This window comes from Streptomyces sp. CA-249302, assembly GCF_050936785.1.
Classification (GTDB): domain Bacteria; phylum Actinomycetota; class Actinomycetes; order Streptomycetales; family Streptomycetaceae; genus Streptomyces.
On record NZ_JBNJMG010000001.1, the window covers coordinates 1,064,342 to 1,084,414 of the forward strand.

Here is a 20,073-nt window from a genome sequence, read left to right on the forward strand (position 1 = left end):
GATATCCACCAGTACAACGTCGCACCCACGAGGAGCGTGCCCATGTCGTCGAATCCGGTCGCCGAGACCGTCGCCTCGCTGATGCCGAGAGCACGGGCGGAGCTCGCCGAGCTCGTCGCCTTCAAGTCGGTGGCGGACTTCGCGCAGTTCCCGAAGAGCGAGAGCGAGGGCGCCGCGAACTGGGTCGCCGACGCGCTCACCGCCGAGGGCTTCCAGGACGTGGCTCTGCTCGACACCCCCGACGGCACCCAGTCCGTCTACGGCTTCCTGCCGGGCCCCGAGGGCGCGAAGACCGTCCTGCTCTACGCCCACTACGACGTGCAGCCCCCGCTGGACGAGGCCGCCTGGACCACCCCGCCCTTCGAGCTGACCGAGCGCGACGGCCGCTGGTACGGGCGCGGGGCCGCCGACTGCAAGGGCGGCGTGATCATGCATCTGCTGGCTCTACGCGCGCTGAAGGCGAACGGCGGTGTGCCGGTGCACGTCAAGTTCATCGCCGAGGGCTCGGAGGAGATGGGCACGGGCGGTCTGGAGCGGTACGCCGAGGAGCACCCCGACCTCCTCACCGCGGACACGATCGTCATCGGCGACGCGGGCAACTTCCGGGTCGGCCTGCCGACGGTCACCACGACCCTGCGCGGCATGACGATGCTCCGCGTGCGCGTCGACACCCTCGAAGGCAACCTGCACTCCGGCCAGTTCGGCGGCGCGGCCCCCGACGCGCTGGCCGCGCTGATCCGCGTACTCGACTCGCTGCGCGCGGAAGACGGTTCGACGACGGTCGACGGACTGACCTCCGAGGCCCGGTGGGAGGGCCTGCAATACGACGAGCAGCAGTTCCGGCAGGACGCCAAGGTGCTGGACGGCGTCGAACTGATCGGCTCCGGCACGGTCGCCGACCGCATCTGGGCCCGCCCCGCGGTCACCGTCCTCGGCATCGACTGCCCGCCGGTGGTCGGCGCGACCCCGTCCGTGCAGGCCGGCGCCCGCGCCACGGTCAGCCTCCGCGTCCCCCCGGGCGTGGACGCCACCCACGCGACCAAGCTTCTTCAGGCCCACCTGGAGGCGCACACCCCGTGGGGCGCCCGGGTGAGCATCGAACAGGTCGGCCAGGGCCAGGCGTTCAGCGCCGACACGACCAGCCCGGCGTACGCGGCGATGGCCGAGGCCATGTCGGTCGCCTACCCCGGCCAGGAGATGCAGTACGCCGGCCAGGGCGGCTCGATCCCCCTCTGCAACACCCTCGCCTCCCTCTACCCGCAGGCCGAGATCCTCCTCATCGGCCTGAGCGAGCCGGAGGCCCAGATCCACGCGCTCGACGAGAGCGTCTCCCCCGAGGAACTGGAACACCTGTCGGTGACAGAAGCACTGTTCCTGCGCAACTACGCGACCAACTGACCGCTCTGCCATCAGCAGAGGGCCCTCGTCCACGGACGGGGGCCCTCTTACGGTCGCCTCCATGGACGTCGTAGAACTCCTCCCCGGTCACCTCCACCTCCTGCGCTTCCCGGTCGGCCAGGCCTACCTCTGGCGCGACGGCACCACGTTGACCCTGATCGACGCGGGTCCGCCGGGCTCTGCGGCGGCCATCGCCGCCGTGGCGAAGCCCCTCGGGACGGTACGACGTATCGTGTTGACCCATTTCCACGAGGACCACGCGGGCGGAGCGGCCGAACTCGCCGAACTGTGCGGCGGAGCGGAGGTGCTCGCCCACCACGCGGACGCCCCGTTCGTACGCGGAGAACTCCCGGCCCCGCCGCCGGAGTTCGAGGAGTGGGAGCGCCCCCTGTACGCGGGGGCCTCCCAACTCCTGCCGCAAGGCTGCTGGTTCCGCCCGGCGACGATCACCGAACTCTCCGACGGCGACGCCCTCGGCTTCGGCGGCGGAGCCGACGTGATCCACGTCCCCGGCCACACCCACGGCAGCATCGCCCTCCATCTCCCGTCCCACGGCGTCCTGTTCAGCGGTGACGCCGTCGCGGCCTCGCCGGTCGACGGCAAGGTGATGCTCGGCGTCTTCAACCTCGACCGCACCCAGGCCGTCACCTCCTTCCACCGCCTGGCCGAACTCGACACGGACGTGGCCTGCTTCGGCCACGGCGACCCGGTGGTCGGAAAGGCCTCGGCCGCGATCCGACGTTCGGCGGACACGTACCGACCGACGGGCTGAAGATGGGGATCCGGAGCTCGGCGCGCTGGTGGCGGCCGGTGCACCGGCCGGGCACGGGGTCGGTGGGCGGGCCACCCTGCTCGAGGCCGACGGCGTTCAGGTCTTCGTCCCCAGCCCGGGTTTCGGCGCCTGGCGGGAGTTGACCGTGCATGAGATGACGACCAACTGGGTTCTGTCGCAAGCGTTTTCGGGCTTCCCTCTCATACATCACTGGCGAGTCCTGCCCGAGACCGAGAACCTCCTCCCGGCACATCGAGGCCGTGCGGACGGCCACCGCGAGCGTCGCACTCTTCCTGGAGTACGTCCCGCACACCGTCCACGACTGGCTCCGCGCCCAACTCGCCGCAGGACACGCGGAGAACGCCTCCTCCGGCTGGTCACGGAGTTGTACGGCCACCGCGGCGAGGAGCGCTCCGCCTTCGTCCGCGCCTGCGCCGACGGCGCCCGCCCCGAGGGCATTCCGGAGGCCGCCGCCGACCTCACTGCGCGGCATGCGCGGACGGCCGCCGCGATGGACGAGTTCAGCAGGCGGTTCCAGGAGGAGAGCGGGCTGGCTGCACCGCCGTACAAACTCTGGGACTACGACTCCTGCGGTCACGGCGCCGGGATGCCGGCCTCCAGATAGAGCGCCGCCCCGCGCTCCCGTGCCCGCAGCGCCCACCGCAGCCGTTCGTAGCGCACCGGCGGCAGCAGATCCGCGGCCTCCTCCTCGGTGGCGAAGCGCCAGTCGCGCAGTTCGGGGCCGGGCAGCATGAGCCGGGCGGCCTCGGCGGAGTCGAGGCGGCCGCCGTCGAAGAGGAGGCGGAGGCCGCCGTATCCGGGCGGGCGTGGCGCCTCCCAGTCGACGACCAGGAGGCGCGGTACGTCGACGAGGTGGATGCCGGTCTCCTCGGCGACCTCGCGCATCCCCGCGCGGGCGGGCGCCTCGCCGGGTTCGACGACACCGCCGGGGAACTCCCAGCCGGCCTTGTAGGTGGGGTCGACGAGCAGCACCCGGTCCTGCTCGTCGAAGAGGAGGACGCCCGCGGCGATGGTCTCGGCGGTCGGCTCGGGCGTCTGCACGATGTCGCACACCGGCACCTCGCCGGTGGCGACGGCCTCGGCGATGCGGACGGCGGTCTCGTACGGGGTGAGGGTGCCGGTGTCGACGGGATGGGCGTCCGCGGTGAGCCAGGAGGCGAGGGCGGTGCGGTACGGCTCGATGTGATCGTACGACCACTGCCGTACCCGCATCTCGCCGTCGGGGAGGTCGGGCGGGACCTCCCGGTCGGCTATTCGCTCCCGCAGGATCGTTTCGGCCGGTGCCAGGAGTATGTGCCGGACGGTGATCCGGCGGGCGGCGAGGCCGCCGAAGATCTCGTCGCGGTACTCCTGGCGCAACAGGGTCATCGGGACCACGAGGGTCCCGCCGAGCTCGGCGAGCATGGCGGCCGCCGTTTCGATCACCAGGCGCCGCCAGCTCGGCAGGTCCTGGTAGTCGCCGACCTCGGCGAGGTGCTTGGCCGGCAGCAGGTGTGCCAGCGTCCCGCCGACGACCTCGGGGTCGAAGAGCGTGCTGTTCGGGATCAGCTCGATCAGTTCCCGTGCGGTGGTGGTCTTGCCCGCACCGAACGCGCCGTTGATCCAGACGATCACGGACTCCCCCTCTTATGTTGGCCCCCTGAGGCTTGCCCGCTCCACCCTGCCACGGAAACCAGCCGCAGTTGAGGGCGCACATGGGGCGGCGCCGGTACCCCCTGGAGCAGGGGCTACCGGCGCCGCTTTCCGGCCCGTCGGCCGGGTCAGTCGTTCTGCCCGAGGACCTTGCCGGTGTCGGAGAGACTGCCGTCGCCGACGGTGTCCGCGACCGTGCCGACGGTGTCCTCGACGCTCAGGTCGCCAAGCGTCTGGTGATCACCGAGCACCTGGTGGCCGCCCCCGTGCGAGGGGGTGATGGCGGCGACGACGAAGCCGGTGGCGAGGGAGGCGATGGCAAGCATGCTGCGCTTCTTCATGCCCGGTCCAACTGCCGGGACGGGCCGAGGGTCACGGTTCAGCCGACCGGCCGGCGGGAACTCCAGCGCCGGCCAAGCAGCATGCGGAGCACGACCAGAGCCGCGTTGCGGCGTTCGGGCTTGCGCGACCAGATGGCCGGCACCGCCGCGACCATGAGCACGGCCAGGAGTGCGATGACGGCCGACGCGGTCATGAACGCGACTGCGTGATCTCGGACGGCGGCGGCAATGATCGCACCGGTAACGGCAACACCGGTGGGCACAACCCGAGCGCGGCCCGAATGCGATGCCACGGTTTCGTTCCGGGGCTGACGCCCCGTACCCTGAGTATTGATGATTCCCTCCTTGAGCCGAGCGAATTGTCACCAGCGGCTCCCCGTCGTCAGCGGGGGGCCGCATTTTCATTGTGCTCGGCCTCGAAGAACACTCTGTCGGAAACCGGCAACAACCAGTGACCGCCCGACCGGCGAAGGTGGTTATCGGTGCGCCGGTGACCCGCTGCGGGCGGGCAGGAGCGTTTCACGGTTCGGGTTCAGGGCACGTCACCTGCGGAAAGGCCCCACATGGCCATGGGCTGCCGGGCATCACGGGCACTACGCCAACCCGCCCAAGAGAAAACTACTGGACATCAAGTTGGCGAGAGTTGGCGGTATCCAGGCCGAGCTGGCATCCACCCTCAGCCAACTCGTCTTGACTGTATTCGATCACGCCGCCCGCACAGATACCCTTTCACCTGCGTCGCCATTCATGATCCGGGAAGATCAATGATCGACTCTCAACCAACTTTTCCCTGATCGATCATTCTCAAGATCCCCGATGATCGAATAGAAGATCGTCCGGATCTACCAACTTCGTTTGGAATGGCCGAAAGTCATCGGCAACCGACCCGGCTGTCGACTGATGGGCCTGCGTGAAGTCTTCCCAACCAACTCGACCACAGTTGGCGCCCGCGCGTCACCCCTTCGTCGACCCCAGCGTGAGCCCCGCGATGAAGTGCCGTTGCAGGAGCAGGAAGACCAGGATCGTCGGGAGGGCTACCAGGACCGAGCCCGCGGCCAGCAGGTTGTAGTCCGTGAAGAACTGGCCGCGCAGGTTGTTCAGGGAGGACGTGATGGGCAGCTTGTCGGGGTTGGAGATGAAGATCAGGGCCCAGAGGAAGTCGTTGTAGATCCAGGTGAATTCGAGGGTGGCGAGGGCCGCGAGGGCGGGGCGGCACAGGGGCAGGGTGATGCGCCAGAACTGGGTCCACACGCCCGCGCCGTCCACGATCGCCGCCTCCAGGATCTCCTGGGGCAGGGTGCGCATGAAGTTGGCGAGGACGAAGACGCAGAAGCCCATCTGGAAGCCGATGTTGACGAGGATCACGGCCCAGTAGGAGTCGTACATCGTGAGCGAGTCGGACATCCACCAGGGCAGCGGGATCTTGTTGAAGAGGACGTACAGGGGTGTCACGAGCACCTGTTGGGGCAGCAGGTTGCCCGCCGTGAAGAACATCAGGAGCACGATTCCGCCGCGGAGTTTCAGACGGGAGACCGCGAAGGCGACGAACGCCGCCAGGAAGAGCGTCACGATCACCGCGGGGACGGCGATCAGCAGGGTGTTGGTGAAGTACTTGCCCATGCCGGACTCGGTGTAGGCCCGGCGGTAGTAGTCGAGGGAGAGGTGCTTCGGCCAGGAGAGGTAGCCGTGCTGCGCCGTGTCGTCGTACGGGCGCAGGCTGGCGTAGACGGCGAGCAGCAGGGGTGCGAGGAAGAGGAGCGAGACCGCCGTGAGGAAGATGTGCACGCCCCAACGGCCGCGCCGGGTGTCTGCCGTCATCGGTCGCGCGCACCTCGCAGCTCCTGGACGAGGAACGTCACGATGAATCCGAGGGATACGACGAGCAGGACCACCGCGATCGCGGAGCCGAAGCCGATGCGGCTGGCCTCGCCGATGATGTTGTCGGTGATGAGGACGGAGAGGAGTTCCAGGCCGTTGCGGCCCTTGTTGACGGCGTAGACGATGTCGAAGGCGCGCAGTGCCTCGATCACCGTGATGACGCCGACGATGACGTTGACCGGGCGCATGGTCGGGAAGACGACACGGAAGAAGGTCTGGCGTTCGTTGGCGCCGTCGATCGCCGCGGCTTCCTTGAGCTGGGGGTCGACGGCCTTCAGCCCGGCCAGGTAGAGGATCATCACGTAGCCGACGTGCCGCCAGCCCGCCGCGATCATGATCATCCAGAGGTTGAGGTGGGAGTCGCCCAGCCAGTCGATGGGGTCGTCGTGGTTGTTGAGGACCGTGTTGATGACGCCCTGGTCGGTGCCGAGGATCAGCTGGGCGATGAAGCCGACGATGGCGAGCGAGAGCACGACCGGCAGGTAGAGGACGGACTGGTAGAAGCGGCTGAAGCGGACGCCCCGGTCGATGAGGACGGCCAGGAGGAGGCCGAAGGGCGTGGCGATCAGGCCGAGGAAGAGCAGCCACATGATGTTGTGGCGGACGGCCGGCCAGAACGGCGGGTAGTTGTCGGCGAGGTTCCTGTAGTTGTCCAGCCCGACCCAGTGGATGTCGCCGATGCCGTCCCAGGCGGTGAAGGACAGCCCGATCGAGGCGAGCGTCGGGCCCCAGACGATGACGATGTCGAGCAGGATCGGGATGCCGAGCAGCAAGCCGAGGACGACGACGTCACGGCGGGTGAACCGCCTCAGCCGCCGTCGCCCTCCGGCGCGCCGCGGGAAGGTGAGCGCCACGGAACGAATTCCCCCAGTGATCAGCCGACGGACGGTCATGAACCGACGGACGGTGATGAACCGACGGACACTGATCAGCCGACGGGCTGCGAGAAGATGGTCTTCTTCTGCCGCTCGATGCTGTTGCACAGCCCGTCGACGTCCTTCGGGTTGCCGATGAAGTCCTGGATGGACTGGATCATCACCGTCGAGGCGAAGTCGGGCCGGGTGTCGCGGTCCAGGAACTGCGAGATCTGTTTGGCGCCCGAGACGAGCTGCGCGGACTTCTTCTGCAGGGCGCTGTACGAGGACGTGTCGGCGCCGTCGTTGACGGCCACGTTGTTGGGGTCGTACTTGAGATAGGTGTTCTCGGCCTCGGGCTTGCCGAGCCACTTGAGCAGCTCTTTCGCGCCGGTGAGGTTCTTGGCCTTCTTCGCCACGAGGAACCCGTCGATGGGCGCCTCGACGGCGTCCTGACCCCACTGCGCGTCGATCTCGGGGAAGGCGAAGAAGTCGATGTCATCGCGCTCGTTCGCCGGGAACTGGGTGCCGGGGTGCGGCATGCCGAACACGGCCATGCCGGTCTTGCGCTGCTGAAGGCTCTGCCCGGCCTCCTCCCAGGTCCGGCCGAGGGCGCCCTTCTGGTAGTACGGCATGAGTTCGCGCCAGGTGTCGAAGACGTTCTTCACCTTGGTGTCGGTCCACGATTCCTCGCCCGCCATCAGGGACTTGTGGAAGTCGTAGCCGTTCAGCCGGAGATTGATGTAGTCGAAAGTGCCCATCGCCGGCCAGCCGTCCTTGTCGCAGAAGGCGACCGGATTGCCGTCCTTCTGCATCTGCTTGGCGAGCGCGATGAAGTCGTCCCATTTCGTGGGCTGTTGATAGCCCTTCTGCTGGAACAGGCTCTTACGGTGGAAGACGGCCCACGGATAGTAGTAGTACGGCACGAAGTACTGTTTGCCGTCGTGCGTGGACTGGTCCTTCAGGGCGTCCGAGAATCCCGAGAAGGTCTTCCAGACATCGCTGATCTCGGTCAGCAGCCCTTTCTCCGCGAAGTACTGCATGCGGTAACCCGCGAACCACATGAAGACGTCGTCGGGGGTGCCCTGGAGATAGCGGTTGATGTTCTCCTGGAAGTCGTTGTGGTCCTTGGTGTTGACCTTCACCTTCTTCCCGGACTTCTTCTCGTACGCCTGGAAGGCCGCCGCGTACGCCTTCTTCGGTACGGCGTCCGAGGCGTTGGAGCCGACGGTCACCTCCTTCTTGTTGCCGCCGGGTCCCTCGCCGCACGCCGAGAGCAGCGCGGGCAGGGTGACCGCGCCGACGCCAAGGGCCGCGCCACGCAAGAGATTTCGCCGGGACATCCGATGACCTGCCCCAAGCCTGGACTGGACCAACGGGCGGAAGGAAGACTGTGCCATGTGCCCCTCCTCGGGGTACCACCCAACACAACCGAACGCGTGGCTTGGATCTCACCTCCGTCTGGCCTTGGCGTCAAGGGTTCTGACGGCATATCGAACAACCGTTACCTCATCTCTTCCAACACAGTCAGACACGTCCTACCGTAAACGCGCACCCATGACGGGGACATGACGTCATCCAACCTTTCGCGTGTTCGGAGGAACGTAACGATGCGTCACCTTCACGCCCGCACAACCCGCCGAAGAGTGGTGGGAGGGATCGCCGCGGGACTCCTCGCCGCGGCCGGACTGGCCGTGCCGGCCGCCGCGGCACCCGCCGCCGGGCCCGCCGCGCCCACCCTGGCCGACGGCCTCGCCCTCACCCCTCCGATGGGCTTCAACAACTGGAACTCCACGCACTGCCGTGCCGAGTTCAACGAGTCCATGGTCGAGGGAATCGCCGACCTCTTCGTCGAGAAAGGCCTTAAGGACGCGGGCTACCAGTACGTCAACCTCGACGACTGCTGGGCCCTGCCCAGCCGCGACGCCGACGGCAAACTCGTGCCGGACCCGGTCCGCTTCCCGAACGGGATCAAGGCGGTCGCCGACTATGTGCACTCCAAGGGTCTCAAGCTCGGCATCTACACCAGCGCGGGCACCAAGACCTGCAACAGCGCCGGTTTCCCGGGCGCCCTCGGCCACGAGTACAGCGACGCCCAGCAGTTCGCGGACTGGGGCGTGGACTACCTCAAGTACGACAACTGCAACAACCAAGGTGTGGACGCCAAGTTGCGCTACACCACCATGCGCGACGCCCTCAAGGCGACCGGCCGGCCCATCGTCTACAGCATTTGCGAATGGGGTCAGAACAAACCCTGGGAATGGGCTTCGGACGTGGGCCACTTGTGGCGTACGACCGGTGACATCAGCGACAGCTGGGGCTCGATGCTGTCCATCCTGAAGCAGAACCTGCCGCTCGCCCCGTACGCCGGCCCCGGCCACTGGAACGACCCCGACATGCTGGAGGTCGGCAACGGCGGTATGACCGACACCGAGTACCGCTCGCACTTCTCGATGTGGTCGGTCATGGCCGCCCCGCTCCTCATCGGCTCCGACCTGCGCAAGGCCTCCCAGGCGACCTTCGACATCCTGGACAACAAGGAGGTCATCGCCGTCGACCAGGACCCGTTGGGCAAGCAGGGCACGGTCGTCTCGTCCGAGGGCGGGCGCTGGGTCGTCGCCAAGGAGATGCAGGACGGCAGCCGCGCGGTGGCCCTCTTCAACGAGACCGGCACCGCCCAGCACATCTCCACCACCGCCGCCGCGGTCGGCCTGCCCGCCGCCCGCGCCTACACCCAGCGCGACCTGTGGCAGCACCGGAGCTACAACACCGCGGGCACCATCGCGGCGACCGTCCCGGCGCACGGCACGGTTCTCGTCCGGGTCTCCGCCGACCGCAAGTGGGCCGCGCATCCGCCGGCCGTCGAACTCGGCCTGGACGGCAGCCCGTTGGTCGAGGCCGGCAAGGCCGCGGCCCTGACCTCCGTCGTCACCGACCTCGGCCGCACGCGGGCCGAGAGGGTGTCCGTCAAGCTGACCGGGCCCGACGGGTGGACCGTGAAGGCCACTTCGCGGACCACGGCCAAGGCCCTCCCGACCGGCCGCTCCCTGCGCACCGGATGGTCGGTCACCGCACCGGCCGGGACGCCGACGGGATCGTACGACCTGACGCTCAAGGCGAGTTACCGCTCCCCGAACGGGATCCGCGTCGACAGCGCGCTGCCCCTGACGGCGTCCGTCGTCGTGCCGCCGCCGTCGGGCGTCTCCGGGCTCGGCGACCTTCCGTGGCTGTCGGCCACCAACGGCTATGGTCCCGTCGAGCGCAATACCAGCAACGGCGAGAGTGCCGCGGGCGACGGGCACCCGATCACCGTCGGCGGGGTCGTGTACGGCAAGGGACTCGGCGTCCACGCGGAGAGCGCCGTCGCGTTCTACACCGGCAAGGCCTGCGAGACGGTCACCGCGGACGTCGGCGTCGACGACGAGAAGGGCGCCAAGGGCACCGTCGCCTTCGAGGTCTGGGCCGACGGCACCAAGGTCGCCTCGACCGGCGTCCTCACCAACGCGATGCCGGCCCAGCCGCTCACCGCCGACGTGACCGGCGCCCAAGTGGTCCGCCTCGTCGTCACCGACGGCGGAGACGGCATCGACTCGGACCACGCCGACTGGGGGGACGCTCAGTTGAGCTGCTGAGCCCGGGAAGGGGCCCAGCAGTGGGGGAACGTTCCTGCCTCAGGGCCCGTCAGACCGCGGCCGCGTCCGTCCGCCTGGCGAGCGCGGCCGCGGCCGCTCCCACAAGGCCTGCGTCCGTGCCCATCTGGGCCGGCGTGATCGCCAGGCGCTGCACGAAGGACAGGGTCGCGTAGTCGCCGAGCGCCTTGCGCAGCGGCGTGAACAGGACCTCGCCCGCCTTGCCCACTCCCCCGCCGATCACCGCGATGTCGATCTCGACCAGGGTCGCGGTGGCCGCGATACCGGCGGCCAGCGCCTGCGCGGCCCGCTCGAAGGAGGCCACGGCGACCGGGTCGCCGGCCTGAGCCGCGGCGGCGACCGCGGCGGCCGACGTATCGCCGTCGGGGCCCGGCCGCCAGCCGTTCTCGATGGCCCGGCGGGCGATGTTGGGCCCGCTCGCGATGCGCTCCACGCAGCCGCGCGAGCCGCACGGGCACAGGTCGCCGTCGAGGTCGACGCTGATGTGGCCGATGTGGCCCGCGTTGCCGGTCGGACCCGGGTGCAGCTGGCCGTTGAGCACCAGGCCACCGCCGACACCGGTGGAGACCACCATGCACAGCGCGTTGTCGTGACCGCGGGCGGCGCCCTGCCAGTGCTCGGCCGCCGTGATGGCCACGCCGTCGCCGATCAGCTCGACCGGCAGCCCGCCGGCCGCCTCCCGGACCCGCCGTACGAGGGGGTAATCGCGCCATCCCGGCACGTTCACCGGACTCACCGTGCCCGCGGACGCGTCCACCGGACCGGCGCTGCCGATACCGAGGGCCGTGGCCCGTCCCCACAGGGGCGAGGCGGTCAGTTCGCCGAGGACCTCCTGCACGGCGCCCATCACGGTGTCGCCGTCCTCCTGCGCTGGCGTCGCGCGCTGCGCGCGCACCAGGATCTGGCCGTGCCCGTCCACCAGGGCGCCGGCGATCTTGGTGCCGCCGATGTCTAGCGCGGCCACGAGGTCGGTGTGCATCAGTGTCGGATCTCCCCGAAAACCTTCGGTCCCCGTCGACCAGGGGAAAGTTCCCCCTTCAACTACGGAGAAGAGTGGACCGGTCTCGCGGTGGGGTCGCAGGCCGGAGATTGCGGTGGACAGTCTCTCTCGCATATGACAACGTTGTCCAGGCTCTATGCTCGACGCCACATCCTCATACAAACTCATGGTCCGACGCATCCCCGTGAACGAGACCCGTGGACGAGACGAGACAGGACAGCGCATCGTGCCCGAGACCGCCCGCCGCACAGACCGCCACGCCGGGGCCAGATATGGCAACCGTCCGACCATGAAGGACGTGGCCGCACGCGCCGGGGTCGGTCTCAAGACCGTCTCCCGTGTCGTCAACGGCGAACCCGGCGTCACCCCCGAGACGGAGCGCCGGGTCCAGGAGGCCATCGACGCGCTGGGCTTCCGGCGCAACGACAGCGCCCGCGTGCTGCGCAAGGGCCGCACCGCCAGCATCGGCCTGGTCCTGGAGGATCTCGCCGACCCGTTCTACGGCCCCCTCAGCCGCGCGGTCGAGGAGGTCGCCCGGGCCCACGGGGCGCTGCTGATCAACGGCTCCAGCGCGGAGGACCCGGACCGCGAGCAGGAGTTGGCGCTCGCGCTGTGCGCGCGGCGGGTGGACGGGCTGGTGGTGATCCCGGCGGGTGACGACCACCGCTATCTGGAGCCGGAGATAAAGGCGGGTGTCGCCACGGTCTTCGTGGACCGGCCGGCCGGGCAGATCGACGCCGACGTCGTCCTCTCGGACAACTACGGCGGCGCCCGCGACGGCGTCGCCCACCTCATCGCCCACGGCCACCGCCGGATCGGCTTCATCGGCGACATGCCCCGCATCCACACGGCCGCCGAGCGACTGCGCGGCTACCGGGCCGCGATGGAGGACGCGGGCATTCCGGTCGAGGACGCCTGGATGTCCCTGGGCGTCACCGATCCGCACCGGGTGCGCCGGGCGGCCGAGGAGATGCTCACCGGGCCGGATCCGGTGACGGCGATCTTCGCGGGCAACAACCGTGTGACGGTCACCGTGGTGCGGGTGCTGGCCGAGCAGAGCCGCCGGATCGCCTTCGTCGGCTTCGACGACATCGAGCTCGCGGACCTGCTTCAGCCGGGCGTGACGGTGGTGGCGCAGGACGCGGCGGCACTCGGCCGTACGGCCGCAGAGCGGCTCTTCCGCCAGCTGGACGGCGACCTGATCGCGCCGGAGCGCATCGAGCTGCCGACGCGACTGATCACCCGCGGCTCGGGCGAACTGCCGCCGACGGACTGAGCGGCCGTGCTCGGCGACACCTTGGAGGCGCTGGGGCTGGCCGTGGCCCCGCGCGACCATCCCCTTCAGTACCCGGGCGCGTGGCCGGCCGAGTCCGGACTGCTCGACGGCGACCGGCTCCTCCCGCTCGACCGGCTGGTGCACGAGGACCGGACCCCCGTCCTCGCGGTCGGCTCCAACGCCTGCCCGGGCCAACTGCGCCACAAGATGACCGAGTTCCAGATCGCCTCCCCGATCCCGATGGTGCGGACCCGGGTCACCGGCATCGACGTGGGCGTTTCCGCGCACGTGAGCCGCCTGGGATACGTGTCGGCGTCACCGGTCGAATCGCCGGACGCGATACGGGAGTTGTTCGTGACCTGGCTCGACGCCGAGCAGCTCGCGGTGATCGACGCGAGCGAGGGCGTGCCGCTGCCGGAGGGCAACTACCGGCGCGCCTGGCTGCCTTCGGCCGACGTCCGCATCGAGCTGGCGGACGGGACGGTACTGCCGGGCGCGTTCGTGTACGTCAACCGGCGCGGGGTCCTGCACGACGGCACCGGCGCGCCCCGGCCGCACCCGGGCCAGCGGGCGCTGCTCACCGAACTCCTGGCCGGATTCCCGCGGTTGAGGGAGCTGTTCGGGGTCACGCCCGAGGAGTTCTGTGCGCGGGCGCGGGCCGACCGGCTGCTGTGCGAGCGCGGTACGCGGGTGTTCGCGGAGGAGAAGCTGGTGACGGAGTCCGGCCTGGAGCGGCTCGTACGACCTCAGCAGACCGGGAGTCCGGGGACGGGCTCGTCGTTGTCGCCGCCCTTGATGTAGACGTCGCTGACGTAGACGTCGGTGTTGCCGCTGTCGTCGTCGGTCTTCGCCCACCAGACGTTGGTCCACTGGCCGTAGGTCTCGCGGCGGCCCAGGTTCTGCTGGCAGAAGAAGTAGTTGGTGCCCGCGCCGAGGACGCCGACCTCGGTGCCGGAGGCGGTGTAGGACTTGGCCTCGCGCCAGACCGTGCAGTTGTACTTGCCGCCGCCTATGGAGGTACAGGCCGGGGCCGGGCTGGTGGACCCGCTTCCGCCGGTCGTACCGCCGCTTGCGGAGCCGCCGCTGTCGCTGCCGCCGGTCGTGCCGCCCGAGGTGCCACCGCCGGTGGTGCCGCCGCCCGAGGAGTGGGCCGGGGCGGACGAGGAGGCGCCGCTGCTGGGCCCGGTCCCGCCCTTCCCGCCCGGCGTCGCCGACGCGCTCGGGGTCTTCTTGCCGCCCTTCCCCGGGGACTTGGAGGCGCTGGGGTGACCGGAGTCGGTGCGCTCCAAGGCCGAGGAGCCGGCGGCGGGACTCGTGCCGGACGAGGAGGGCCGACCGCCGGCCTCGCTGTCGCCCGTGTCGTTCAGCAGGGCGACGGCGGTTCCGGCGCCCGCGAGAACGAGGGTGACGGCGACGGCGGCGAGCAGGACGCGGCCCTTGTTGCGCCGGGGGGAGTCCGAGGCGGCCGGCATGGGGCCGGTGAGGGCCTGGTCCGGCGGTATGGGGGCGCCGAAGCCGAGCGAGGGCGGAGCGGCCTGCCCTTCGGCCGCGGTCGCGCCGAAGCCGAGCGGGGTGGGGGCGCCCTGGCCCTCGGGGGTGGACGCGCCGAAGCCTTGCGGGGTCGCGGCGGCCCGGCCGTCCGGTGCGGGCGCGCCCTGCCCGTGGGGTCCGAAGCCCTGGGCGCCCTGCGCGGGGGCTCCGAATCCGGGCGCTCCCGCGGGACTTGGCGGCTGGGCGGCGCCAAGGCCGTGCACAGCGGCCGGATTTGTCGCATCGTGGCCGCCGGGGCCCTGGGACACAGCGGGCCTTGTCGGCCCAGCCTCGCCCGGTATCGGCGGCACCGCCGGAACACTGCGCTCCGTCTCCGCTCTCGGTGCCGTGCCGCCCCGCAGTGTGGTCGTCGGCGAATCCGTGGCTGCCGCGTCCGCCACCGACTGGAGCAGCGCCACCGCCTCCTCGGCCTCCGGACGCGCCTCGGGGCGCTTGTCCATGAGCTGTTGGAGTACGGGGCCGAGGGGGCCCGCGCGCCGGGGTTCCGGGAGGGGCTCGCCGATGATCGCGGTGAGCGTGGAGTACGTCGATGTACGGCGGAAGGGTGAGGTTCCTTCGACGGCTGCGTACAGCGTGGCGCCCAGGGCCCAGATGTCCGAGGCCGCGCCGGGATCGCCGCCCTGGGCGCGCTCGGGCGCCAGGTAGTCCAGGGAGCCGACGAGCGCACCGGTGCGGGTCAGACGGGTGTCCGAACCGTCGTCCGGGTCCTCCATGGAGGCGATGCCGAAGTCGGTCAGGAGGACGCGGCCGGAGCGGTCGAGCAGGATGTTGCCTGGCTTCACGTCGCGGTGCAGCACACCGGCCCGGTGGGCGGCGGCCAGCGCCTCCATCACCTTGGCGCCGATCCCGGCCGCCTCGCGCGGGTCGAGGGGCCCGCGCTCACGCAACACGTCGTCCAGGGACGGCCCGTCGACGAGCTCCATGACGATCAGCGGACGGCCGTCGACCTCACCGATGTCGTGCACGGCCACGACTCCTGGGTGCCGGACCCGGGCCGCCGCACGGGCCTCGCGCTGCATCCGCACCCGCAGGTCGGCCAGTTCGGGTCCGTCGGCGTCGCTGTAGGTGCGCAGCTCCTTGACGGCGACCTCGCGGCCGAGGACCTCGTCGACGGCTCTCCAGACGACGCCCATGCCGCCGCGACCGAGCTGGGACACGACGCGATAGCGCCCTGCCAGCAGCCGGCCGGTCCCGTCCGCCTGGCCGTTTCCGCCTGAGGATTCCCCCGAAGCCACCGCTGCCCGCCCCGTTCCTGTGACACACCAATGCGTGCCGTACAGACTACGGGGCGGGTGTGACAACACCAGCCGCCGGTGAGTGCTGTGACAGGTCCGCTACTTGGCGGACGCCGTCAGGTCACCTCGACGCGGCGAGGCGAAGCCCTCCAGGTCGGACCGGGTCAGTCCGGTCACGCGGGCGACCTCGGCGATGTCGAGGGCGCCGCAGTCCAGTCCGCGCAGCAGATAGCCGCTGAGCGCCTTGGCGGTGGCGGGCTCGTCCATGACGTCGCCGCCGGCCCGGTTGGCGTACCGGGCGAGCCGGGCCGCGGCCTGCTCGAATCCCTCGCGGTAGAAGGCGAACACGGCCGCGTAACGCGTGGGGATGTGGCCGGGGTGCATGTCCCAGCCCTGGTAGTAGGCGCGGGCCAGGGCGCGGCGGGTGAGGCCGTAGTGCAGGCGCCACGCGTCGTGGACCTTCGCCGTCGGCCCGACCGGCAGCACGTTGGTCGAGCCGTCCGAGACCCGTACGCCCGTGCCCGCCGCCGCGACCTGCATGATCGCCTTGGCGTGGTCGGCGGCCGGGTGGTCGCTGGCCTGGTAGGCGGCGGAGACGCCGAGGCAGGCGCTGTAGTCGAAGGTGCCGTAGTGCAGTCCGGTGGCCCGGCCCTCGGCGGCCTGGATCATCCGGGCGACGGTCGCGGTGCCGTCGGTGGCGAGGATGGACTGACTGGTCTCGATCTGGATCTCGAAGCCGATCCGCCCGGCCAAGAGCCCGCGCGCCTTCTCGAACTCCTCGAGCAGCCGCACCATGGCGGTGACCTGCTCGGCGTACGTCACCTTGGGCAGCGTCAGCACCAGCCCGTCCGGCAGCCCGCCGGCCTCCATCAGGCCGGTGAGGAAGACGTCGAGGGTGCGGATGCCCCGGTCACGGACCGGCGCCTCCATGCACTTCATACGGATGCCCATGTACGGCGCCGCGGTCCCGTTCTCGTACGCCTCCGCGATCAGCCGCGCCGCACGGGCCGCCGCCGCGTCCTCCTCTGCGTCCGGTCGGGGGCCGTAGCCGTCCTCGAAGTCCACCCGCAGGTCCTCGATGGGCTCGCGCTCCAACTTGGCCCGCACGCGCGCGTACACGGGCTCGGCGAGCTCGTCGGAGAGGCCGAGGACGGCGGCGAAGGAGGCGGCGTCCGGGGCGTGTTCGTCGAGCGCGGCGAGGGCCTGGTCGCCCCAGGAGCGGACGGTGTCGGCGGCGAAGACGTCACCGGGGACGTACACCGTGTGGACGGGCTGACGGGTGCCGGGGTCGCCGGGGTAGTGGCGCTCCAGCTCCGCGTCGACCGGCGCGAGGGAGGCGCTGATCTCCTCGCTGACGGCGCCCGCGAGGCTCGTCGCGACCTTCTCCTGCTGACCCTGGCCCATTGCCCACACCCTCCTGTTTTCCACCCTACGGAATCAACAATCCGTTGAATGAAGTTATCCGGGCCCTTCCGGATGGTCAACACCATGTCCACGCCGAGCCACGCCCTGATCTGGGCATGTTCACGCCGGTCTCACCCCCGGGTATGACACTGCTCTACGCACGACTCCGCCGCACGCCCGCCCCGTCCGGCCGCCGCCTCCCCAAGGAGCCTCCGTGCCGATCCACCGCCGAGTAACCCGCCGTCTGGGCCTCAAGGCCCTGTTAGCCGCGGCGGTCACCGTGCCCCTCTCCAGCGCGGCCGCCTCCACCTCGTCGGCCTCGTCGCGATCCGCCTCGCCCGCGGCCGCCCCGCCCGTCTCCGCGAAGGCCCTGCGCGTGCCTCCTCTCGAGGTGATGACCTTCAACCTGCGTTTCGCGAGCACGACGGAACCCAACAGCTGGCACGACCGCCGACCGGTGATGGCCGAGCTGCTGCGCCGCGCCCGCCCGCACGTCATGGGCACCCAGGAGGGCCTCTACCAGCAACTGCGCGACATCGAGACCGATCTCGGCCCGCACTACGACTGGATAGGCACCGGCCGCGAGGGGGGCAGCCGTGACGAGTCCACGGCGATCTACTTCGACAAGCGGCGTCTGGCCCCCTTGGAGCACTACACCTTCTGGCTCTCCGACACCCCGGAGGTCATCCGCTCCAACACCTGGGGCGCCGCCTTCCCCCGCATCGTCACCTGGATCCGCTTCCGTGATCTCGCCGACGAGGGACGGCAGTTCTACGTCCTCAACACGCACTTCGACCACCGGAGCCAGTACGCCCGCGAGCGCAGCGCCAAGCTGTTGGCCGAGCGCACAGCGCAGCTCGGCGGCTCGTCACCGGTCGTGGTCACCGGCGATTTCAATGTCGCCGCACACGACAATCCGGCCTACGACACATTGGTGGACTCGGGCCTCGTCGACACCTGGGACGCGGCGGCCCGGCGCGGCCCGCTGTACGGGACCTTCCACAACTACCGCGGGCGAAAGCCGGGCGGCGAGCGCATCGACTGGATCCTGGCCTCGCCGGGGGTCAGGACGCTCCGGGCGACGATCGACACCTACTCCAGCAACGGCCAGTTCCCCAGCGACCACTTCCCCGTCCAGGCCTCGCTGAGCCTGGGATGAGCCGAGGCCCCCGTGACCGTTCGCGCGGTCACGGGGGCCTCGTACAGCCTTGGAGCGATCAGCCCTTGCGGGTGTTGATCTCTTCGGTGAGGGCGGGGACGACGTCGAAGAGGTCGCCGACGACGCCGTAGTCGACGAGGTCGAAGATGGGGGCTTCGGCGTCCTTGTTGACGGCGACGATGGTCTTGGAGGTCTGCATGCCGGCGCGGTGCTGGATGGCGCCGGAGATGCCGTTGGCGATGTACAGCTGCGGGGAGACGCTCTTGCCGGTCTGGCCGACCTGGTTGGTGTGCGGGTACCAGCCGGCGTCCACCGCGGCGCGGGAGGCGCCGACGGCCGCGCCGAGGGAGTCGGCGAGGGCCTCGATGATCGCGAAGTTCTCGGAGCCGTTGACGCCGCGGCCGCCGGAGACCACGATCGCGGCCTCGGTCAGCTCCGGACGGCCGGTGGAGGCGCGCGGGGTACGGGCGGTGACCTTGGTGCCGGTCGCCTGCTGTGAGAAGGAGACGGTCAGGGCTTCGACGGTGCCGGCGGCGGGGGCGGCCTCGACGGCGGCGGAGTTGGGCTTGACGGTGATGACCGGGGTGCCCTTGGAGACGCGGGTCCTGGTGGTGAAGGACGCGGCGAAGACGGACTGGGTGGCGATGGGGCCGTCGTCGCCGGCTTCGAGGTCGGTGGCGTCGGTGATGATGCCCGAGCCGGTGCGCAGCGCGAGGCGGGCGGCGATCTCCTTGCCCTCCGCGGAGGACGGCACCAGCACGGCGGCCGGGGAGACGGCCTCGACCGCGGCCTGCAGGGCGTCGACCTTCGGGACGACCAGGTAGTCGGCGTACTCGGACGCCTCGTGCGTGAGGACCTTGACCGCGCCGTGCTCGGCGAGGGCGGCGGCGGTGTCGGCGGCGCCGTTGCCCAGCGCGACGGCGACCGGCTCGCCGATGCGGCGGGCCAGGGTCAGCAGCTCCAGGGTGGGCTTGCGGACGGCACCGTCCACGTGGTCGACGTAGACGAGAACTTCAGCCATGAGAATGCTCTCCTGCGAATTGCGAAGTCTGAGGGGCGGTGAGGGGGTTGAGCCTTAGATGAACTTCTGGCTCGCGAGGAACTCAGCGAGCTGCTTGCCGCCCTCGCCCTCGTCCTTGACAATCGTGCCGGCGGTACGGGCCGGACGCGCGGCCGCGGAGTCGACCTTCGTCCAGGCACCCTCCAGACCGACCTCTTCCGCGTCGATCTCCAGGTCGGACAGGTCCCAGGACTCCACCGGCTTCTTCTTCGCCGCCATGATGCCCTTGAAGGACGGGTACCGCGCCTCACCCGACTGGTCGGTGACGGAGACCACGGCCGGCAGGGAGGCCTCCAGCTGCTCGGACGCGGCATCGCCGTCGCGGCGGCCGGTGACCGTGCCGTCCTCCACCTTGACCTCGGACAGCAGCGTCACCTGCGGCACACCCAGCCGCTCGGCGAGCAGTGCCGGGACGATGCCCGCGGTGCCGTCGGTGGACGCCATGCCGGAGATCACCAGGTCGAAGCCGGCCTTCTCGATCGCCTTCGCCAGCACCAGCGAGGTGCCGATCGCATCCGTGCCGTGCAGGTCGTCGTCCTCGACGTGGATGGCCTTGTCGGCGCCCATCGACAGCGCCTTGCGCAGCGCGTCCTTGGCGTCCTCCGGACCCACCGTCAGGACGGTGACCTCGACATCGTCGTCGGAGTTCTCCCCGATCTGCAGCGCCTGCTCGACCGCGTACTCGTCCAGCTCGGAGAGCAGACCGTCCACGTCGTCCCGGTCGACGGTCAGGTCATCGGCGAAGTGCCGGTCGCCAGTGGCGTCGGGCACGTACTTCACAGTGACAACGATCCTCAAGCTCACGCCGGCTCTCCTACTGCAATCGTCATTTCGGTGCTGCC

General features: G+C 70.2%; 18 protein-coding genes. 7 read left to right on the forward strand and 11 right to left on the reverse strand.

What is annotated here, in order from left to right:
- Positions 1-42: 42 nt before the first annotated feature.
- The 3 genes from ACQEWB_RS04770 (at position 43) to ACQEWB_RS04780 (ending at position 2,795) form a co-directional block, all read left to right on the forward strand.
- Positions 43-1,398 carry a dipeptidase gene (locus ACQEWB_RS04770; protein WP_432827352.1) on the forward strand — a complete coding sequence of 452 codons (1,356 nt, stop codon included), beginning with the start codon at positions 43-45 and terminating at the stop codon, positions 1,396-1,398.
- 61 nt (positions 1,399-1,459) lie between these two features.
- Positions 1,460-2,170 carry an MBL fold metallo-hydrolase gene (locus ACQEWB_RS04775; protein WP_432827354.1) on the forward strand — a complete coding sequence of 237 codons (711 nt, stop codon included), beginning with the start codon at positions 1,460-1,462 and terminating at the stop codon, positions 2,168-2,170.
- A gap of 385 nt (positions 2,171-2,555) precedes the next feature.
- The gene (locus tag ACQEWB_RS04780; RefSeq protein ID WP_432827356.1) at positions 2,556-2,795 is read left to right on the forward strand and encodes a hypothetical protein; all 240 of its coding nucleotides are present in this window, start codon (positions 2,556-2,558) and stop codon (positions 2,793-2,795) included.
- Here ACQEWB_RS04780 and ACQEWB_RS04785 read toward each other — a convergent pair.
- From ACQEWB_RS04785 to ACQEWB_RS04810, 6 genes are all read right to left on the reverse strand, one after another.
- Positions 2,765-3,805: an NUDIX hydrolase gene (locus ACQEWB_RS04785; RefSeq protein ID WP_432827358.1), complete on the reverse strand. Its 1,041-nt coding sequence runs from the start codon at positions 3,803-3,805 to the stop codon at positions 2,765-2,767. The genes ACQEWB_RS04780 and ACQEWB_RS04785 overlap by 31 nt on opposite strands.
- A 146-nt stretch (positions 3,806-3,951) precedes the next feature.
- Positions 3,952-4,164 carry a hypothetical protein gene (locus ACQEWB_RS04790; protein WP_432827360.1) on the reverse strand — a complete coding sequence of 71 codons (213 nt, stop codon included), beginning with the start codon at positions 4,162-4,164 and terminating at the stop codon, positions 3,952-3,954.
- A gap of 38 nt (positions 4,165-4,202) precedes the next feature.
- The gene (locus ACQEWB_RS04795; protein ID WP_432827362.1) at positions 4,203-4,427 is read right to left on the reverse strand and encodes a hypothetical protein; all 225 of its coding nucleotides are present in this window, start codon (positions 4,425-4,427) and stop codon (positions 4,203-4,205) included.
- A gap of 691 nt (positions 4,428-5,118) precedes the next feature.
- Positions 5,119-5,982, reverse strand: a complete 864-nt coding sequence (locus ACQEWB_RS04800; RefSeq protein ID WP_432827364.1) for a carbohydrate ABC transporter permease — start codon at positions 5,980-5,982, stop codon at positions 5,119-5,121.
- Positions 5,979-6,935: a carbohydrate ABC transporter permease gene (locus tag ACQEWB_RS04805; RefSeq protein ID WP_432827366.1), complete on the reverse strand. Its 957-nt coding sequence runs from the start codon at positions 6,933-6,935 to the stop codon at positions 5,979-5,981. The genes ACQEWB_RS04800 and ACQEWB_RS04805 overlap by 4 nt, the downstream gene beginning before the upstream one ends.
- 35 nt (positions 6,936-6,970) lie before the next feature.
- Positions 6,971-8,239, reverse strand: a complete 1,269-nt coding sequence (locus ACQEWB_RS04810; protein ID WP_432827368.1) for an ABC transporter substrate-binding protein — start codon at positions 8,237-8,239, stop codon at positions 6,971-6,973.
- 267 nt (positions 8,240-8,506) lie between these two features.
- On the opposite strand from ACQEWB_RS04810, the gene ACQEWB_RS04815 reads away from it, so the two are divergent.
- Positions 8,507-10,528, forward strand: coding sequence for an NPCBM/NEW2 domain-containing protein (locus ACQEWB_RS04815; protein WP_432827370.1), 2,022 nt, complete (start codon positions 8,507-8,509; stop codon positions 10,526-10,528).
- A gap of 49 nt (positions 10,529-10,577) precedes the next feature.
- On the opposite strand, the gene ACQEWB_RS04820 is transcribed toward ACQEWB_RS04815, so the two are convergent.
- Positions 10,578-11,525, reverse strand: coding sequence for an ROK family protein (locus tag ACQEWB_RS04820; protein ID WP_432827372.1), 948 nt, complete (start codon positions 11,523-11,525; stop codon positions 10,578-10,580).
- Between the two features lie 187 nt (positions 11,526-11,712).
- Between ACQEWB_RS04820 and ACQEWB_RS04825 the strand changes: the two genes are divergently transcribed.
- Both ACQEWB_RS04825 and ACQEWB_RS04830 read left to right on the forward strand, forming a co-directional pair.
- Positions 11,713-12,822 carry a LacI family DNA-binding transcriptional regulator gene (locus ACQEWB_RS04825; RefSeq protein WP_432827374.1) on the forward strand — a complete coding sequence of 370 codons (1,110 nt, stop codon included), beginning with the start codon at positions 11,713-11,715 and terminating at the stop codon, positions 12,820-12,822.
- Between the two features lie 6 nt (positions 12,823-12,828).
- Positions 12,829-13,623, forward strand: a complete 795-nt coding sequence (locus ACQEWB_RS04830) for a hypothetical protein (protein WP_432827376.1) — start codon at positions 12,829-12,831, stop codon at positions 13,621-13,623.
- Here ACQEWB_RS04830 and ACQEWB_RS04835 read toward each other — a convergent pair.
- Positions 13,569-15,608 (reverse strand): protein kinase domain-containing protein, encoded by a 2,040-nt coding sequence (locus ACQEWB_RS04835; RefSeq protein WP_432827378.1) that lies wholly within the window; start codon positions 15,606-15,608, stop codon positions 13,569-13,571. The genes ACQEWB_RS04830 and ACQEWB_RS04835 overlap by 55 nt on opposite strands.
- A gap of 99 nt (positions 15,609-15,707) precedes the next feature.
- Complete coding sequence (locus ACQEWB_RS04840) at positions 15,708-17,012, reverse strand: DUF6986 family protein (protein ID WP_432827380.1); 1,305 nt, start codon at positions 17,010-17,012, stop codon at positions 15,708-15,710.
- A 214-nt stretch (positions 17,013-17,226) separates the two neighbouring features.
- On the opposite strand from ACQEWB_RS04840, the gene ACQEWB_RS04845 reads away from it, so the two are divergent.
- Complete coding sequence (locus ACQEWB_RS04845) at positions 17,227-18,171, forward strand: endonuclease/exonuclease/phosphatase family protein (protein WP_432827382.1); 945 nt, start codon at positions 17,227-17,229, stop codon at positions 18,169-18,171.
- 58 nt (positions 18,172-18,229) lie between these two features.
- Here ACQEWB_RS04845 and ACQEWB_RS04850 read toward each other — a convergent pair whose 3' ends face one another.
- Both ACQEWB_RS04850 and ACQEWB_RS04855 read right to left on the reverse strand, forming a co-directional pair.
- The gene (locus ACQEWB_RS04850) at positions 18,230-19,192 is read right to left on the reverse strand and encodes an electron transfer flavoprotein subunit alpha/FixB family protein (protein WP_432827384.1); all 963 of its coding nucleotides are present in this window, start codon (positions 19,190-19,192) and stop codon (positions 18,230-18,232) included.
- Between the two features lie 54 nt (positions 19,193-19,246).
- Positions 19,247-20,035: an electron transfer flavoprotein subunit beta/FixA family protein gene (locus tag ACQEWB_RS04855; protein ID WP_432827386.1), complete on the reverse strand. Its 789-nt coding sequence runs from the start codon at positions 20,033-20,035 to the stop codon at positions 19,247-19,249.
- Positions 20,036-20,073: the final 38 nt, after the last annotated feature.

Excerpts from the sequence above, each read along its gene's own strand:
- ACQEWB_RS04770 (WP_432827352.1), top strand. The coding sequence starts at position 43 with ATGTCGTCGAATCCGGTCGCCGAGACCGTCGCCTCGCTGATGCCGAGA.
- ACQEWB_RS04775 (WP_432827354.1), top strand. The coding sequence starts at position 1,460 with ATGGACGTCGTAGAACTCCTCCCCGGTCACCTCCACCTCCTGCGCTTC.
- ACQEWB_RS04790 (WP_432827360.1), bottom strand. The coding sequence starts at position 4,164 with ATGAAGAAGCGCAGCATGCTTGCCATCGCCTCCCTCGCCACCGGCTTC.
- ACQEWB_RS04800 (WP_432827364.1), bottom strand. The coding sequence starts at position 5,982 with ATGACGGCAGACACCCGGCGCGGCCGTTGGGGCGTGCACATCTTCCTC.
- ACQEWB_RS04805 (WP_432827366.1), bottom strand. The coding sequence starts at position 6,935 with ATGACCGTCCGTCGGCTGATCACTGGGGGAATTCGTTCCGTGGCGCTC.
- ACQEWB_RS04810 (WP_432827368.1), bottom strand. The coding sequence starts at position 8,239 with ATGTCCCGGCGAAATCTCTTGCGTGGCGCGGCCCTTGGCGTCGGCGCG.
- ACQEWB_RS04815 (WP_432827370.1), top strand. The coding sequence starts at position 8,507 with ATGCGTCACCTTCACGCCCGCACAACCCGCCGAAGAGTGGTGGGAGGG.
- ACQEWB_RS04820 (WP_432827372.1), bottom strand. The coding sequence starts at position 11,525 with ATGCACACCGACCTCGTGGCCGCGCTAGACATCGGCGGCACCAAGATC.
- ACQEWB_RS04825 (WP_432827374.1), top strand. The coding sequence starts at position 11,713 with ATGGTCCGACGCATCCCCGTGAACGAGACCCGTGGACGAGACGAGACA.
- ACQEWB_RS04840 (WP_432827380.1), bottom strand. The coding sequence starts at position 17,012 with ATGGGCCAGGGTCAGCAGGAGAAGGTCGCGACGAGCCTCGCGGGCGCC.
- ACQEWB_RS04850 (WP_432827384.1), bottom strand. The coding sequence starts at position 19,192 with ATGGCTGAAGTTCTCGTCTACGTCGACCACGTGGACGGTGCCGTCCGC.